Below are 13,268 nucleotides of genomic sequence, written 5' to 3'. Positions count from 1 at the left end.
GTCGCTCAGTCGCCCGGAGGGATGCCACACCGGGGGTGGGGCCGCAAGCGGAACTGCTGCTTGCACCCCCGCCGCCGGCGCGGCCTTGCTACGCACGCCCGACCGACGGCGGAGCTATCGCGACTCGCGCTGAGCGGAGGAGCCATGCGCGTGGAGAGCACCTAGCAGCGCGGCGAGGGTCAGGCTGAGGTGCCGGCCGGGTCGGCGATGAAAAGGAAGAGCTCGCCGTCGCGACCGGCCCAGCCTACGAGTTGAGCTGCCGCTCGGTGGCGATCAGCCGGTACGCCGAGGAGTACGGACTCGAGCCCGCATCCTTCCCCGTCCTGGGCCCAGAGTTCAGCAACCCGCTGTACTTGAAGCTGACCTGCGAGGCTCTCAGCACCCTGGGGGCGACCCGTTTCCCGTTCGGCTCGGCCGGGGTAACGACGGTCTGCGAGGCCTTTCTCGACGCCGTGAACCGCCGCCTCGCGTCGATGCCGGGCAACCGGATCCGGGTCGCGGCTGACTGGCTGTTGAACGCCGTCCTGCCACGCCAGGCGGTGCAGCTCGGGCTGGTCCGCTCGCCCGCCGTACCACTGGACACGTCGTCACCCGAGGTGCCGCGCCGTCCGGGCTGATGCGCGGCGTGCTTCGTTGTCGCCCGGGCGGATGGGCGAAGACCCCGGTTCGTCAGACGATCGTCAGGTGGGGAGCGGTCACGCCGGTCGGCGGCGGGCAACCATGGTCGTGAGGAGGAGGCCCGGCCGCGCTGCCGGGGTGGGGTCTCCCTCCGGCGGACAGACCAGCGGTAGCCCAGGCGCGGGACCGTCCCTGTTCGTTTCGACGGCGCCAGCAGATCCGAGGGACGAAGGGCCGTGAGCAGTCTGTATCGAACAGGAAATCCGGGCGTGGCCGATGCCGTGCGGGACGCGGCGCTGACCGTCGGACGCGCCTTGGCGTCACTCGAGCAGGACGCAGGATCGGCGGCAGTCGCGGCTCGGATCGATCAGGCCTGCTCAGCGGTCCGTGCGCTCCCCGCCGGCCTGACGGCTGACGTGCTCGACCGGCTCGTGCGGGAGATCGAGGTGTGCCACCGGGCCGGCGCCCGAACGACTCACGAGCTGCCGACGGCTGCACGCGCCGCTGCGGTGATGCTGGCGGTCGAGGCGGGGTCGGTCCCGAGCGAGACCGGGCCTCCTACACCTCCGGGGAGACCTCGGCGGCCTCCAGCCGCAGCGGCACCGGGTCGGTCGCGGGTTGCTCCGTGGGGCTCAGAAGATGGCGGCTCAGCAGACGGCGGGCAAGGAGGCCGCCGACCAGCCAGCACGCCCCGAGGCCGCCGATGAGCGCGACGGGCAGCCGCTCGGTGCGCGGCCAGAGGACCGGGCCGCGGCCGCGGCGACGAGGGCGGGCACGGTCTCGGTGACCGAGGCCGTGTCCCGTGGCGCGAGCAGGGCCGGCAGTGTGAAGGCGGCCAGCACCGCGGGCCCGACATGGGGCAGCAGCCGCGCCATCCGGGCCGGGGCTCTGACCGGGCGGTGACGAGGAAGGCCGCGCGCATCGCGTACGTCCCGATCCCGATCGCGGCGAGGATCAGCAGCTCGTCGAGCGATGCACCCGGAAGCGGCCCGGCCCGGCGAGAGCGCGAGCCGGGCGAGCACCACCCGCTGCGGCACGCTCGGCAGCGGACGGCCGTGCCGTTGACGCGCACCGTGACCGGGCCGAGCACTCCGACCTCGACGCCATCGGTCATCGGGCCATTCTGGCGCTGTGCTGGGAGCCCGGCTCGCTTCCATTGCCCCGAGCCCTGGCGCCGGCCTCATCGACGTCGTCCCGCGATGGCCTTCGCAAGCTGCCCGCCAGGTAACGGCTCGGTCCGGCGGGGGAGCCTGCGCAAGAGAGTCCTCACCGGGAGGCACCCACGTACGAGGTGCCCGATCCGACGCTCCGCCCGGCGGTGGTGACGCCGGCTGGCCGGCAGGAGTGACAGGAAGGCGGGAGCGAATGACGACCAGGACCCGGGGCTCCTGCGACGTGCTGGGGGTCGCTCAGGAGGAGATCCGGCGGGTATACCGGACTCTGGCCCGGCGCTACCACCCTGACCTGAACAAGGAGCCCGGAGCCGAGGAGCGGTTCCAGGAGATCACCGAGGCCTACAAGGGGCTGTCCGACCCCGACCGCCATGCCCGCTACGACCGGTTCGGTCCGCCGCGGCGGCGGGCACGCGAGGGCTACGACGCACACGGCCCAGCGGGCTCCTCCACCGCTCGCCGCGGTGGCCGTCGGGCGTATGCCGCCACCGGCCCCGGGGACGGTGGCGGCTTCTCCAAGGGCAGGGGGCCCGGCAGCACGGGTCCGGGCGTGGCGGTGTCCGCGGGGCGGGCCGAATGGCGGAGATCGAGCTCAGCGTGGAGGAGGCGTGGTCCGGGGGCCGTTACCGGATCACGCTGCAATTGCCGACCGAGCAGCGCAGCTACGAGGTGGACATCCCGGTCGGGACGACGGACGGGCACCGGATCCGACTGGTCGGGCGGGGAGCGTCGGATCCGATGGCCGGGTCGGCGACCTGTATCTGGTGGTGCGGCTTGCCCCGCATCCCCGTTACCGGGTCGAGGGGCGGGATCTGAAGGTCACGTTGCCGGTGTCCCCGTGGAGGCTGCGCTGGGAGCGACGATGTGGGTTGACACCCCCGCAGGCCGCGCCCGGGTCGGCCTTCCGGCCGGCTCCCGGAGCGGCCGTCGGCTGCGGCTGCACGGTCGCGGGCTGCCCAACCCCCGCGGTCGGGCCGGTGACCTCTGTGCCATGGTCAAGGTCGTCGTCCCGGCGACGCTGTCCCCGCCGAGCGGAGACTGTTCGAGCAGCTGGCCCAGGAGTCGAGTTTCGACCCTCGGTCGCGCGCAGCCCATGGCCGGCAGCGGCGATGACCGGGCCGGTCACATCGTTGGTGCGTACCACGGCGCGGGCCAGCGCACGCGCCTCCGGGCCGCGCCCGTACAGGTTGCCGTGGAACGGCGGGCGCAACCCGACGAACCACAGTCCCGGGTGATCCGCCACGGGGCCGGCGACTTCCGGTACGAGGCGGCCTCACCGCGGCGCCGCGCGGCGACGTACGTCAGCGCGCTCGCCGAGCCGGTTCACCTGCGCGGCGTGCCGGCTGTCGCCGCGGCAGTCGTGCTCTCCGGGTGAGTGCGGGCGCACCGGTACCCGGTCTGGGCCGGTCGCGAGGATCACGTCACGGGTGTGCAGGTCGCCGGCCGAGGACCGCAGGCGTCGCCGTCGCGGTCGACGCGGTACACCCTCACCCCATTCGACGGCGACGGGCAGGCGCCGCTCGGGTGTGGATGTCGAACCCGGTGACCGTGCAGGTCGGCCAGTGCGTGGCGATCTGCAGGCTGGACTGGCCGTGGCCGCAGCCGACGTCGGCGACCCGGGCGCCGGCCTCGAACCGTGGGACGAGGCCCTCGATCGAGGGGAACCAGGTCGTCGCGAGCTCGTGGGTCGTCGGCGCACTCGAAGACGGCGACGGTGGCACCCCTCCGGTGCCGCGGTGAACGTGGTTGCCGAGTTGCTGGGCCCTGTCGGTGGCAGGCGGGGCCTTTGCTCGACCGAGAAGGCGACGGAAGCCTCTCGGCGCTGTTACGGGCTGATTACGGTCTCGGCGTCGGCGATTCGGTCCGGCCGCCGTGCGGGCAACCGATTGAGCACAGGAATTTCCTGGGTGCACGAGATCAATCAGGAGAAGGACATGGTCGAACGCGACAACACCGGTTCCACGAGAATCGACACTGGAGCCGTCACCGCGCCGGAGCAGCGCTCCGGCAGTACGAGCGTCCCTGACACGGGGGCGTCGAGCCCGGCGACCGCCTGGCGCGACCGCATCCGCTGGGGGCCGGTCTGGGCCGGTGCCCTGGTCGTCCTACCCGTCTTCGTCGTCCTGCAGTTGCTGTTCTTCGCCGTGGGGTGGCTCGACCTGGGTTTCGAGGGCGGGACCAGCGCAACCGTGCAGAGCATCGTCACCGGCGTGCTGGCGCTTATCGCCTTCTTCGTCGGTGGCCTTCTCGCCGGCGCGTCCACGCAGTGGCGCGGCGCCGAGGACGGCGTGCTGCACGGCGTCCTGGTCTGGGCCCTGAGTGTGGTGGGGATCCTCGCTCTCGCGGTGATCGGCGGCACCTCGCTCCTCGGTCCGCTGGCGGACCTGGCGGGCCAGACCGCCGTCCGGCCGCAGGACGTCCAGATCGACCCGGCACAGGTGATGAGCACTGCGCGTGACACCGCCGGTTGGACCGCGCTGGGCCTCGGGCTGGCCGCCGGGGCAGCCGCGCTCGGTGGCATGGCCGGGTCGAAGATCTGGCCGCGGCGCAAGGACACCGCCGCCGCTCGCTGAGCCTCGGCCGTCCGAGCACGAGCCGGGCCGGTGCCGCAGTCGACCCGGCTCGTCGCCCGGTCGCTCCCGTCGTTCACCGTGGGTCGTGCTCGGACGCCGAGCACGACCCACGATCATCAGGGCGCCGTCCGGAGTAGGAAGGCGACGTCGCTGGACGCCGCGGCACAGAAGATCTCCGACGCCGGCCTGCCGGATCTTCGAAGCTCGGCCCTGACCCGGAACACGGGAGGAACCGAGACGGAGCCCCCGCACTCCAACGTGGACGGAGGGCGGAGGTGACATGGCCGGTTCAGCGCCTTCGACCACGGCGCCACCCGGAAGGAAGGTCGTCCGGGGCGCCTCACTCGTACAGCTCCGGTAACTCGACGACGAAGCGAGCCCCTTCGCCGGGGCGTTCCTCCACCCACACGGCCCCTCCATGACGGTCGATGTGCTGGGCGACGAGCGCGAGTGCGAGTCCGCTGCCGCTGCCGTCCCCCCGGTCTCCGGCCCGCTGCCCGCGGCCGAAGCGCTCACCGGCCACCAGGCCCGAGCCGCGGCCTGACCAGTAAACCTACGAGGAACTGTCCAAGATCCTTGTCACGGCCCAACATCGATGAGCGGGTGCAGCCCTGGCATCGCCTGATCTCGCTGCCGGCGACCATCCCCGGGATCAGCGCGCATACCGCCGAGGTGGTGCTGGCCGAGATCGGTCCGGACGTCACCCGGTTTCCCACCGCCGGGCACCTGGCCTCCTGGGCCGGAGTCTGCCCCGGCAACCACGAGTCGGCGGGCAAGAGCCCCACCGGTCGGATCTGACACGGCGACCCCTGGCTCAAGGCCGTCCTCGGCCAAGCCGCGATCTCCGCGTCCCGGGCCACGAACATCTACCTCGCGGCGCGCTACCGGCGGATCACGTCCCGCCGCGGCCGCAAGCGCGCCCCGGTCGCCCTGCAGCACTCGATTCTGATCGCCATCTGGCACATGCTCACCCACGACCTGGACTACCGCGATCTCGGCGGGAACTACTTCCTCGAACGCACCGGCAAGGCCCGCGCCACCCGCCGCCTGGTCAGCCAGCTCAACCACCTCGGATACGAGGTCAGGCTCGATCCTGTGCGAGCCGCATGACCTCCAGAACCGGGTCACCGCACGTCAATTCTTGTATCAGCGGTCCTTGGCGCCCCGCCGACCGCGGTGACAACACCCCCCAGATCATCGACGACAGGGGCGGCAAGTCATGCCGTGGCCGGTGGCCTGCAACCCCTGGTCGGGGCTGACCAAAAAGATGACGGGCGCACCGAGATCGAACGTTCGTCGGCTCGCCGTGCCGGGTAGTCGCTGCTTGAGACGCCCGCTCTGGTTCAGGAGCCGCCATGACCGCCGTGCGCCCCGTCCCCGCCGTCGTTTCCAACCGCCCCTACCCGGCCCGGCACGTGCAGCGTGGCAGCCGGCTGCCCCGGATGTTTTCGACCACCGATCCCAAGGACATCGGGATCCTGTACCTGGTGACCGCGTTCGCGTTCTTCCTGGTCGGCGGGGCGATGGCGCTGCTGATCCGCGGCGAGCTGACCGTGCCGGGGCAGCAGTTCCTCTCCGCCGAGCAGTACAACCAGATGGTCACCATGCACGGCACGATCATGCTGCTGCTGTACGCGACACCGATCCTGTTCGGGTTCGCCAACTACATCCTGCCGCTGCAGATCGGTGCCCCCGATGTCGCGTTTCCGCGGCTCAACGCCCTGTCCTACTGGCTGTTCCTGTTCGGCGGCCTGATCGTGCTGTCCGGGTTCCTCACCCCGGGCGGAGCCGCCGACTTCGGCTGGTACGCCTACGCGCCGTTGTCCGACGCGGTGCGCTCGCCCGGGGTCGGGGCCGACCTGTGGTTCACCGGGCTGGTCGTCTCCGGGCTCGGCACCATCCTCGGCGCCGTCAACATGATCACCACGGTCATCTGCCTGCGCGGGCCGGGGATGACGATGTTCCGGATGCCGATCTTCTGCTGGAACATCTTCGCCACGTCGATCCTCATCCTGATCGCGTTCCCGGTGCTGACCGCCGCGCTGCTGGGGATGCTGGCGGACCGCAAGCTCGGCGCGCACGTGTTCGACCCGGCCAACGGCGGCGCGATCCTCTGGCAGCACCTGTTCTGGTTCTTCGGCCACCCCGAGGTCTACATCGTCGCGCTACCGTTCTTCGGCATCGTCACCGAGATCATCCCGGTGTTCTCCCGCAAGCCGTTGTTCGGCTACAAGGGAATGATCTTCGCGACGATCGGCATCACGACCCTGTCGGCGGTGGTGTGGGCGCACCACATGTTCGCGACCGGAGCGGTGCTGCTGAGCTTCTTCGCGATCACCACCTACCTGATCGCCGTGCCCACCGGAATCAAATTCGTGAACTGGATCGGCACCATGTGGAAGGGGAAGATCACCCTGGAGACGCCGATGCTGTTCGCGATCGGGTTCCTGGCCACGTTCCTGCTCGGCGGGCTGACCGGAGTCATGCTGGCCTCCCCGCCGCTGGACTTCCACTTCAACGACAGCTACTTCGTGGTCGCGCACTTCCACTACGTGCTGTTCGGCACGATCGTGTTCTCGGTCTTCGCCGGGATCTACTTCTGGTTCCCGAAGATGACCGGCCGGATGCTCGACGAGACCCTCGGCAAGATCCACTTCTGGACGATGTTCATCGGCTTCCACACCACGTTCCTGGTGCAGCACTGGCTGGGGAACCAGGGCATGCCGCGCCGGTACGTCGACTACCTGCCCACCGACGGCTTCACCACTCTGCACGCGGTCTCCTCGGTCGGCGCGTTCCTGCTCGGGATCTCGACGCTGCCGTTCCTGTGGAACGTGTTCAAGAGCTACCGCTACGGCCGTGTCGTGACCGTCGACGACCCGTGGGGCTTCGGCAACTCCCTGGAGTGGGCCACCACCTGCCCGCCGCCGCGGCACAACTTCACCGAGCTGCCCCGGATCCGCTCCGAGCGCCCCGCGTTCGAACTGCATTACCCGCACCTGGTGGAGCGGTTCCGCAAGGAGGCGCACGTCGGTGGCAAGCCGTCCCCGTACGAGGTGGCGGCCCAGGGCGCCGGACGGGAGGAGCAACCGAACGACGACCCGAGGTCTCGCTGATCGACAGCCGGCAACAGCGAAGAGGAATGCTCCCAGATGTGGTGTTGTGACCCCACGAGCGCTGCGGCTCGGTACGCGGACCGGGCGTCCGGGACCTCCTCGGCGGCCACGCGCAGCGGACTGCCACCGAGACCGGTGAGCCGCCCCACCCCCCCAGCCAGGTCATAGGCCAGCCTCGCCACCCGTATTCCTCGGGCGGGTACCCCGAGCACCAGCAACATCGAGTGAGGCAGCTGCGCCGCTTTCTCCAGGTGGCGAGGCCCCGTCGAGCCGACCTGCCGTACCTGTCTCGGGCACCCGCCCGGTCGGTTCGCAACAGTCCGGATGTTCTACTGGGTAATAGGCCGTTTCATACTGGTCTTAGCGTGTCGGTCGTGGACTGAAGCGCGTCCTGGGCCAGCTGCCGCGGATCATTGCCGATCTTGTCCTGAACTCGCGGTGGGACCGAGTTGCGCCGACCGGCTTCGGGTTCGTGCTCAAAACCTGGGATCCGCCGTCCGCCGGGCTCGTCGCTGCTCGGGATCATGTGCCGTCGCCGGCCGAGGGACTGGAGCGAGTTGGGTGCTCCCCAGCTCCGACTCGCCGGTGCTGTCCTGGTCAAGCCACGGCCGCCGGTGCCGAACTCACCGGGGGCCTCGCACGCTGATCACAAGTTGGTGGCGGGCTCGCGGCGGGTAGCCGGAAGGTGGAACCGAGTCCGACCTGAGGAGGCTGTCATGGCCGACCCGCATGCCGACACCGACGTCATCGACGAGCTGAGGACCGACCACCGCGAGGCACTCACGCTCCTCGGCCGCATCGCGTCCACCACCGACCCGGACGAGCGGCGGGAGCTCACCGATACCGTGATCGCCGAAGTGGTCCGGCACTCGGTAGCGGAGGAGATGTACGTCTACCCCGTGATGCGCAAGCATCTACCCGACGGGGAACAGGTCGTCGACGAGGACAAGCGCGAGCACAAACAGCTCGAGGAAACCATGAAGCAGCTCGAGGCGGTGCAGGCCTCCGAGCCCCGATTCGACGACCTCGTCCGCGACATGACCGAGCAGCTGCGCCACCACGCGACCGACGAGGAGAACGAACAGTTCCCCGCGCTGCGCGAGCGGGTGCCGCGCGAGACGCTCGTCGAGCTGCGGAAGAAGGTGGACACCGCGAAGAAGCTCGCCCCGACCCGCCCACATCCGGCGGCTCCCAACGCCGCGTTATTCCACAAGATCGCCGGCCCGGGCGTCGGGCTGGTGGACCGGTTGCGTGACAAACTGACCAAGCGACCCACCGGCTGATCTCTGGTCAGTCGCTACCCGCTCCCGCCCGTCCTGGCCGTCTCTGCGCCTCGACCGTGATCAGGACGGGCGACCGGCCACCGGGTCTGAGCGAGCCGTCCGGCCCAGCTCGGATCCGATCGCCGCCGCCGGTCTACTCGACCCGGTCGGCGGCCGTCGGCGATACCCCGGCCACGACAGCTGCTGGGTGGGTCGCTGCTGCTCGCCGCGCAGGGTGCTGAGCACGATGATCCGCGAGGGGGATAGCCACCGGCACATGCGCAGGGCGCGTTAGTGCTTGTCGCAGCCGGCCTCCCGCGCCGCCCCCGGACGTGGCGGGATGGTTCCAGCAGGGGGCGGTATTTCGTCGGCATGCTGAGGCACGCGGTGGGCAGTGGAATGCTGGCGAGTCTCGCCGGGGTCGCGGTCATGACGGCGGGTGAGAAGCTCGAGCAGGCCCTGACCGGCCGCCCGGACTCCCACGTGCCGGGCCGGGCGGTATCGCGTCTGCTGCGGCTGCCGCCGACTTCGCAGGCGGGTCGTGCGGCGAAACTGGGCGACCCACGCCGGCATGGCCGTCGCGGTCGGGTCGGTGCGGGGGGTGATGGCCTTCGCCGGGCTGCGTGGTCCCTGGTCCTCGGCGATGTTCACTGTGGTGCGACTTACAGCGGACCAAGTCACGGAGAACTGGATGGGGGTCGGTGCCCCGCCGTGGACGTGGCCGCGCGACGAGCTGGTCATCGATCTGGCCGGCAAGACTGTCTACGCGTTCGCAACGGGTGCCGTCGCCGATGCGCTCGCCGCCGCCGCGGGCGTCTCACCGGGACAGCGGCGCGCCGAGCTCGGCGGGGGCGCCGGATGAAGGATGTCGGCCCGGTGTCCGGCGGATCGATGCACGATGCGTGACGCCGCCGACCGGGCTGGCGGAATCAGGACACCAGCCTGGAGCCGGTCTCCGCTGACTCTCCGCCCCAGCCTGTGGTGGCGCCGTCGGGGGTCGCCCCGTTCACCGACGTCGCGTTCTGCACCGGCCCTACGAGCCGGCCCAGATCCGCCCACTGCTCTGCCGGGCACCGAAACGGACACCTTCGACGGGGGCGTCCTACGTGGGGCTGGTCGCGTTCGTGATGCGTTGCTACGGCGAGTGCCTGGAGCTCAACGTCCGGACCTCCTGTGTGGACGAGCGGGGCCAGCGGAGCGTGGTGTTCCTTGCCATGGAAGCGACCGGTTGTCGTGGGTGCTGGCCGAGGGGCCGGGGTTTGCCTATAACCTGGTCACAGATGAGCCTGGTCCGCGACGTCCATTTCTGGAGTACCGGAGCAGGTGGCGCCGGCTGGGCCCAACCGGGGTGAGTGGTCGTACTCGCCTGTGCGTGGGACCGCCGATCGAGGGCTGCCCGCTCGGCCACTTTCTCACCGCCCGCGGGCGGTTGCATCCCGCATCCCGGGGGCCACCCTCACAGCGAGGCTGGCCATATCCGCTGGCCGCTGCACGCGCTGAGTTGGCGGACGTGCACGACGACCTGATCGCCGCGGCCGGCCCCTGCGCACCACCGAGAAGCGTGTTGTATCCGCCCGGCTCCGCCAGCTGGGGTCGTGCGGCTGCCTCCGGGAACAGCTCAACCGGACCAGGGGGAGAGCGGACGCCGATGTCGACGTCGGTGACGGCGCGGAGGCGGTGTGGCCGGCGCCGCGACCGGAGAATCGTGAGCCCACAAGCGCCGCCGCAACCAGATTTCATCAGGATGGAAATGAGCGACGAACAGACGGTCTTGATGGCGGTTGCCGCCGGTTTCCGGGGTGGCTGTAGTGGGCACCCCCGGGTTGCATCGGCTGCGAAAGGTGCCGGTGCGGCCGTCACGAACAATCTTTCTTTGAAGGAGCAGCGCGTGTTCTTGCATCGCCAGGAGTTGCAGTTCAAGTCGACACCGGACGAGCCCGATGCGGTGTATGCCCGCAAGCTGCAGGAGGTGCTCGGCGGCCAGTACGGCGAGATCACGGTCGCCATGCAGTACATGTTTCAGGGCTGGAACATGCACACGCCGGGCAAGTACCGGGACCTGGTCTTCGGCATCGGTGCTGAGGAGTTCGGGCACGTCGAGATGCTCGCCACGATGATCGCGCAGTTGCTGGAGAAGGCACCGCTGGGGATCACCGGCGACGCGGTGCAGGACGACCCGACCGTTGCCGCGATCGTCGGTGGTACCGACGTCCAGCACGCCATCGTCGCCGGCGCCGGGGCCCGCCCCGTGGACAGCATGGGCAACCCCTGGCAGGGCACCTACATCACCGCCAGCGGCAACCTGCTCGCCGACTTCACCGCCAACGCCAACGCCGAGATGCAGGGCCGTACCCAGGTGGCCCGGCTGTATCACATGACCGACGACCACGGGGTGCGCGAGCTGCTGTCGTTCCTGCTCGCGCGCGACACCATGCACCAGAACCAGTGGCTCGCCGCCGCGAAGGAGCTGCAGGAGGAGGGCTACGAGCAGCTGCCGGTGCCGAGCAACTTCCCGCAGGGCCAGGAGTACACCGCGGTCTCCTACCAGTACCAGAACTTCAGTGACGGCCCGGCCGCCGCCGAGGGAAGCTGGGCTGCCGGCCCGACCCCGGATGGCAAGGGCCAGTTCAGCTATCACGAGGGTCCGACCACCACCGCCCCGATGCCACCGCCGACCCACCCCGACTCCCGGCTCTACGGCACCACCGAGCTGCCCAACACCGTGGAGAAGATCGCCGGGAAGGTGCAGGACAAGCTGCACAAGGAGTGAAGCTTGCGCTGCTCCCGCAACTGGAGTTGCAGGCACGGTGTCTGGGACCGGGCTTCACCAGGCGGTGCTCGACGAACTGTCGGACGGGGAGGTGGTCGACTGGTCCGCGCCTGTGTTGACACAGTGAGCCTTTGCCAACCTGATCATGCGTTGGCGATCATGAGGGTCTGAACCGCGGCGATGAGCTCGGCGGCCCGGCTGGGGCTGGAGCGGATCTTGCGCAGGATGCGCCGGTTCTTCAGCTCGGCGTTGACCCGCTCGCCCGGTCCGCGGCGCCGGGCGTGGGCGGCGTTGAGCTCCTTCTGGTTGCGCGACAGGTGCCGGTAGCGGCCGGTGTCCGGGTCGAGGCGACGCCGCCGCTGCGGGACCGCAACGGTCGGGCCAGCGCCGTGGTAGGTGGTGTCGGCGACCGCCGGGATCTCGGCTTCGGTGAACGCGTCGATGATCCCGTGCTCGCGGGCGGCGCCCATGTCGTGCCGTGCCCCGGGCAGCGGCGGGGAGATCCACACCAGCCTGCCGATCGGGTCGCCGATGACCTGCACGGTCAGCCCGTGGGCCGTGTGCTTGCCGCTGTAGTAGGCGCGGTCTCGACCCGAGGCCATGCCGACCCGGTCGATGCGCAGCACGGTGCCGTCGAGGATCACGACCGCCTTCCGCGACGCGACCTCGATCGCCTGCGCGAGTGTGGGGGCCATCGCGGCGAGCAGGGCGAGCGCTTCGCGTACGTATCGGTAGACCGTGGAGGTGCCGATCTTGAGTCCGCAGGCCAGGTCGGCGTAGGTCTCGCCCTTGCGCCGGTAGGCGACCACGAGCAGGGCTTGGCGTCCGGGCGTGAGCTTTCGCCAGCGGGTCGCGAGTGAGTGCGGTGCGCGCGTAGGGAGTCGGCGAGCAGGCCGAGGGCGCGGCTGGACACGGTCATCCCGGACGGGTAGGACAGCACCGTGAAGCTCCTGGTCAGGCGAGTTGATCTCAGCAATCGCCCGTCTACCAGGAGCTTCACCCATTCGAGGTCACGCCACGCCGTACCGCCGCTGACCTGCCCGTCAGCCAGGCTGGCAAAAACTCAGTATCTGCCCGGCGGCGTCGGCTGAGCGGTGTAGGACGGTGCTGGAGATCGCCCGAGGGGGCGGAAATGAGTATGAGTGAGCACCTCGGACAACAATCACGAGTCCACGGCCGATAGACTCGCGCGCCGGCACCGGCACCGGCACCGCGACGCGCTGACGAGATCGGCCCAGTGGTTCAACCTGAAGTGCCCTGTGCGTGCCCTGCGCCGTGTCGCGTCGGGTCACCCATCGCCGCGGCGCTGTCTGCGCGCTCTCGGAGGAGGGGGCGTGAGGCGCCCAGGCGCACGTTCCGGACTCCTTCGGAGTAGTGGACCACGGGCTCACCACGCGGTGCCGGCAGGCCCGCAGAACTCGTCAGCGTCTCGGAGAACTGCTCGATGGTGCCACTGGACAGGGGCCATGGCTCATGCTCGACCGGGGTCTCGAACAGAAGTCCGAAGCGGCCGGTGTAGCCGCGCCATCGGGAGGTGAGCCAGATATCCCGGTCGGAGGGTTGGATGCGTTCGCCGGGCCGGATCACCAGGTGGTAGGACGGCTCCCCGCCGCGTCGAGCGCCCGCGTACACCACGGTGCCACCGTGCTCGGACACGCTGAGGTCGCCGAGATGGTAGGGGGCGCCCACGGCGTATCGGGCTGCCAGCATCACGGCGCTCGCCACCTCGAGGGACAGGAACCATATCCCGTCCCGCC

At 70.2% G+C, this 13,268-nt stretch carries 12 protein-coding genes and 4 pseudogenes; 13 read left to right on the top strand and 3 right to left on the bottom strand.

Going from position 1 to position 13,268, the window contains the following annotated elements; all coding sequences use genetic code 11:
* Window positions 1-464 precede the first annotated feature (464 nt).
* The 6 genes and pseudogenes from HF519_RS26760 to HF519_RS26740 all read left to right on the top strand — a co-directional run.
* Window positions 465-617: pseudogene (locus HF519_RS26760) on the top strand (NAD(P)/FAD-dependent oxidoreductase); the annotation flags it as partial.
* Window positions 618-1,257: 640 nt separating this feature from the next.
* Window positions 1,258-1,521, top strand: a complete 264-nt coding sequence (locus tag HF519_RS26755; protein WP_169415760.1) for a hypothetical protein — start codon at window positions 1,258-1,260, stop codon at window positions 1,519-1,521.
* A 462-nt stretch (window positions 1,522-1,983) separates the two neighbouring features.
* Window positions 1,984-2,115, top strand: a pseudogene (locus HF519_RS31895) (DnaJ domain-containing protein); the annotation flags it as partial.
* A 251-nt stretch (window positions 2,116-2,366) separates the two neighbouring features.
* Window positions 2,367-2,742: pseudogene (locus HF519_RS33400) on the top strand (DnaJ C-terminal domain-containing protein); the annotation flags it as partial.
* Between the two features lie 141 nt (window positions 2,743-2,883).
* Window positions 2,884-3,165, top strand: a complete 282-nt coding sequence (locus HF519_RS30670) for a hypothetical protein (RefSeq protein ID WP_211170634.1) — start codon at window positions 2,884-2,886, stop codon at window positions 3,163-3,165.
* Between the two features lie 532 nt (window positions 3,166-3,697).
* Window positions 3,698-4,363: a permease gene (locus tag HF519_RS26740; RefSeq protein ID WP_169415758.1), complete on the top strand. Its 666-nt coding sequence runs from the start codon at window positions 3,698-3,700 to the stop codon at window positions 4,361-4,363.
* A gap of 340 nt (window positions 4,364-4,703) precedes the next feature.
* Here HF519_RS26740 and HF519_RS26735 read toward each other — a convergent pair whose 3' ends face one another.
* A complete protein-coding gene (locus HF519_RS26735) occupies window positions 4,704-4,886 on the bottom strand; it encodes an ATP-binding protein (RefSeq protein WP_312860370.1) in 183 nt (60 codons plus the stop codon).
* An 80-nt stretch (window positions 4,887-4,966) separates the two neighbouring features.
* Here HF519_RS26735 and HF519_RS30665 point away from each other — a divergent pair, with 80 nt between their 5' ends.
* The 7 genes from HF519_RS30665 to HF519_RS26705 all read left to right on the top strand — a co-directional run bounded on the left by HF519_RS30665 (window position 4,967) and on the right by HF519_RS26705 (window position 11,511).
* Complete coding sequence (locus HF519_RS30665; protein ID WP_211170632.1) at window positions 4,967-5,161, top strand: transposase; 195 nt, start codon at window positions 4,967-4,969, stop codon at window positions 5,159-5,161.
* Between the two features lie 165 nt (window positions 5,162-5,326).
* Entirely contained in the window at window positions 5,327-5,473 is a 147-nt protein-coding gene (locus HF519_RS30660; protein ID WP_211170631.1) for a hypothetical protein, read from the top strand.
* A 245-nt stretch (window positions 5,474-5,718) separates the two neighbouring features.
* Window positions 5,719-7,479 (top strand): aa3-type cytochrome oxidase subunit I, encoded by a 1,761-nt coding sequence (gene ctaD, locus HF519_RS26725; RefSeq protein WP_169415757.1) that lies wholly within the window; start codon window positions 5,719-5,721, stop codon window positions 7,477-7,479.
* 716 nt (window positions 7,480-8,195) lie between these two features.
* Window positions 8,196-8,762 carry a hemerythrin domain-containing protein gene (locus HF519_RS26720; protein ID WP_169415756.1) on the top strand — a complete coding sequence of 189 codons (567 nt, stop codon included), beginning with the start codon at window positions 8,196-8,198 and terminating at the stop codon, window positions 8,760-8,762.
* A gap of 550 nt (window positions 8,763-9,312) precedes the next feature.
* The gene (locus HF519_RS33100; RefSeq protein ID WP_312860369.1) at window positions 9,313-9,603 is read left to right on the top strand and encodes a hypothetical protein; all 291 of its coding nucleotides are present in this window, start codon (window positions 9,313-9,315) and stop codon (window positions 9,601-9,603) included.
* 160 nt (window positions 9,604-9,763) lie between these two features.
* Window positions 9,764-10,093, top strand: coding sequence for a DUF2071 domain-containing protein (locus HF519_RS33395; protein ID WP_169415761.1), 330 nt, complete (start codon window positions 9,764-9,766; stop codon window positions 10,091-10,093).
* Between the two features lie 536 nt (window positions 10,094-10,629).
* A complete protein-coding gene (locus HF519_RS26705) occupies window positions 10,630-11,511 on the top strand; it encodes a manganese catalase (RefSeq protein ID WP_169415755.1) in 882 nt (293 codons plus the stop codon).
* Window positions 11,512-11,654: 143 nt separating this feature from the next.
* Here the strand turns inward: HF519_RS26705 and HF519_RS26700 are convergent.
* Both HF519_RS26700 and HF519_RS26695 read right to left on the bottom strand, forming a co-directional pair.
* A pseudogene (locus HF519_RS26700) lies at window positions 11,655-12,451 on the bottom strand (transposase family protein).
* A gap of 302 nt (window positions 12,452-12,753) precedes the next feature.
* Window positions 12,754-13,268 (bottom strand): DUF2071 domain-containing protein (locus HF519_RS26695; protein ID WP_211170630.1); only part of this gene is annotated, 515 nt, incomplete at its 5' end.

The organism is Pseudonocardia bannensis (assembly GCF_012911875.1).
Taxonomy (GTDB): domain Bacteria; phylum Actinomycetota; class Actinomycetes; order Mycobacteriales; family Pseudonocardiaceae; genus Pseudonocardia; species Pseudonocardia bannensis.
The sequence above is the reverse complement of the archived record's forward strand: the minus strand, read 5'-3'. Positions and strand labels throughout refer to the sequence as shown.

Coding starts and splice junctions, on each gene's coding strand:
- HF519_RS26755 (WP_169415760.1), top strand. CDS start 1,258: ATGGCGGCTCAGCAGACGGCGGGCAAGGAGGCCGCCGACCAGCCAGCA.
- HF519_RS30670 (WP_211170634.1), top strand. CDS start 2,884: ATGGCCGGCAGCGGCGATGACCGGGCCGGTCACATCGTTGGTGCGTAC.
- HF519_RS30660 (WP_211170631.1), top strand. CDS start 5,327: ATGCTCACCCACGACCTGGACTACCGCGATCTCGGCGGGAACTACTTC.
- ctaD (WP_169415757.1), top strand. CDS start 5,719: ATGACCGCCGTGCGCCCCGTCCCCGCCGTCGTTTCCAACCGCCCCTAC.
- HF519_RS26720 (WP_169415756.1), top strand. CDS start 8,196: ATGGCCGACCCGCATGCCGACACCGACGTCATCGACGAGCTGAGGACC.
- HF519_RS33100 (WP_312860369.1), top strand. CDS start 9,313: ATGGCCGTCGCGGTCGGGTCGGTGCGGGGGGTGATGGCCTTCGCCGGG.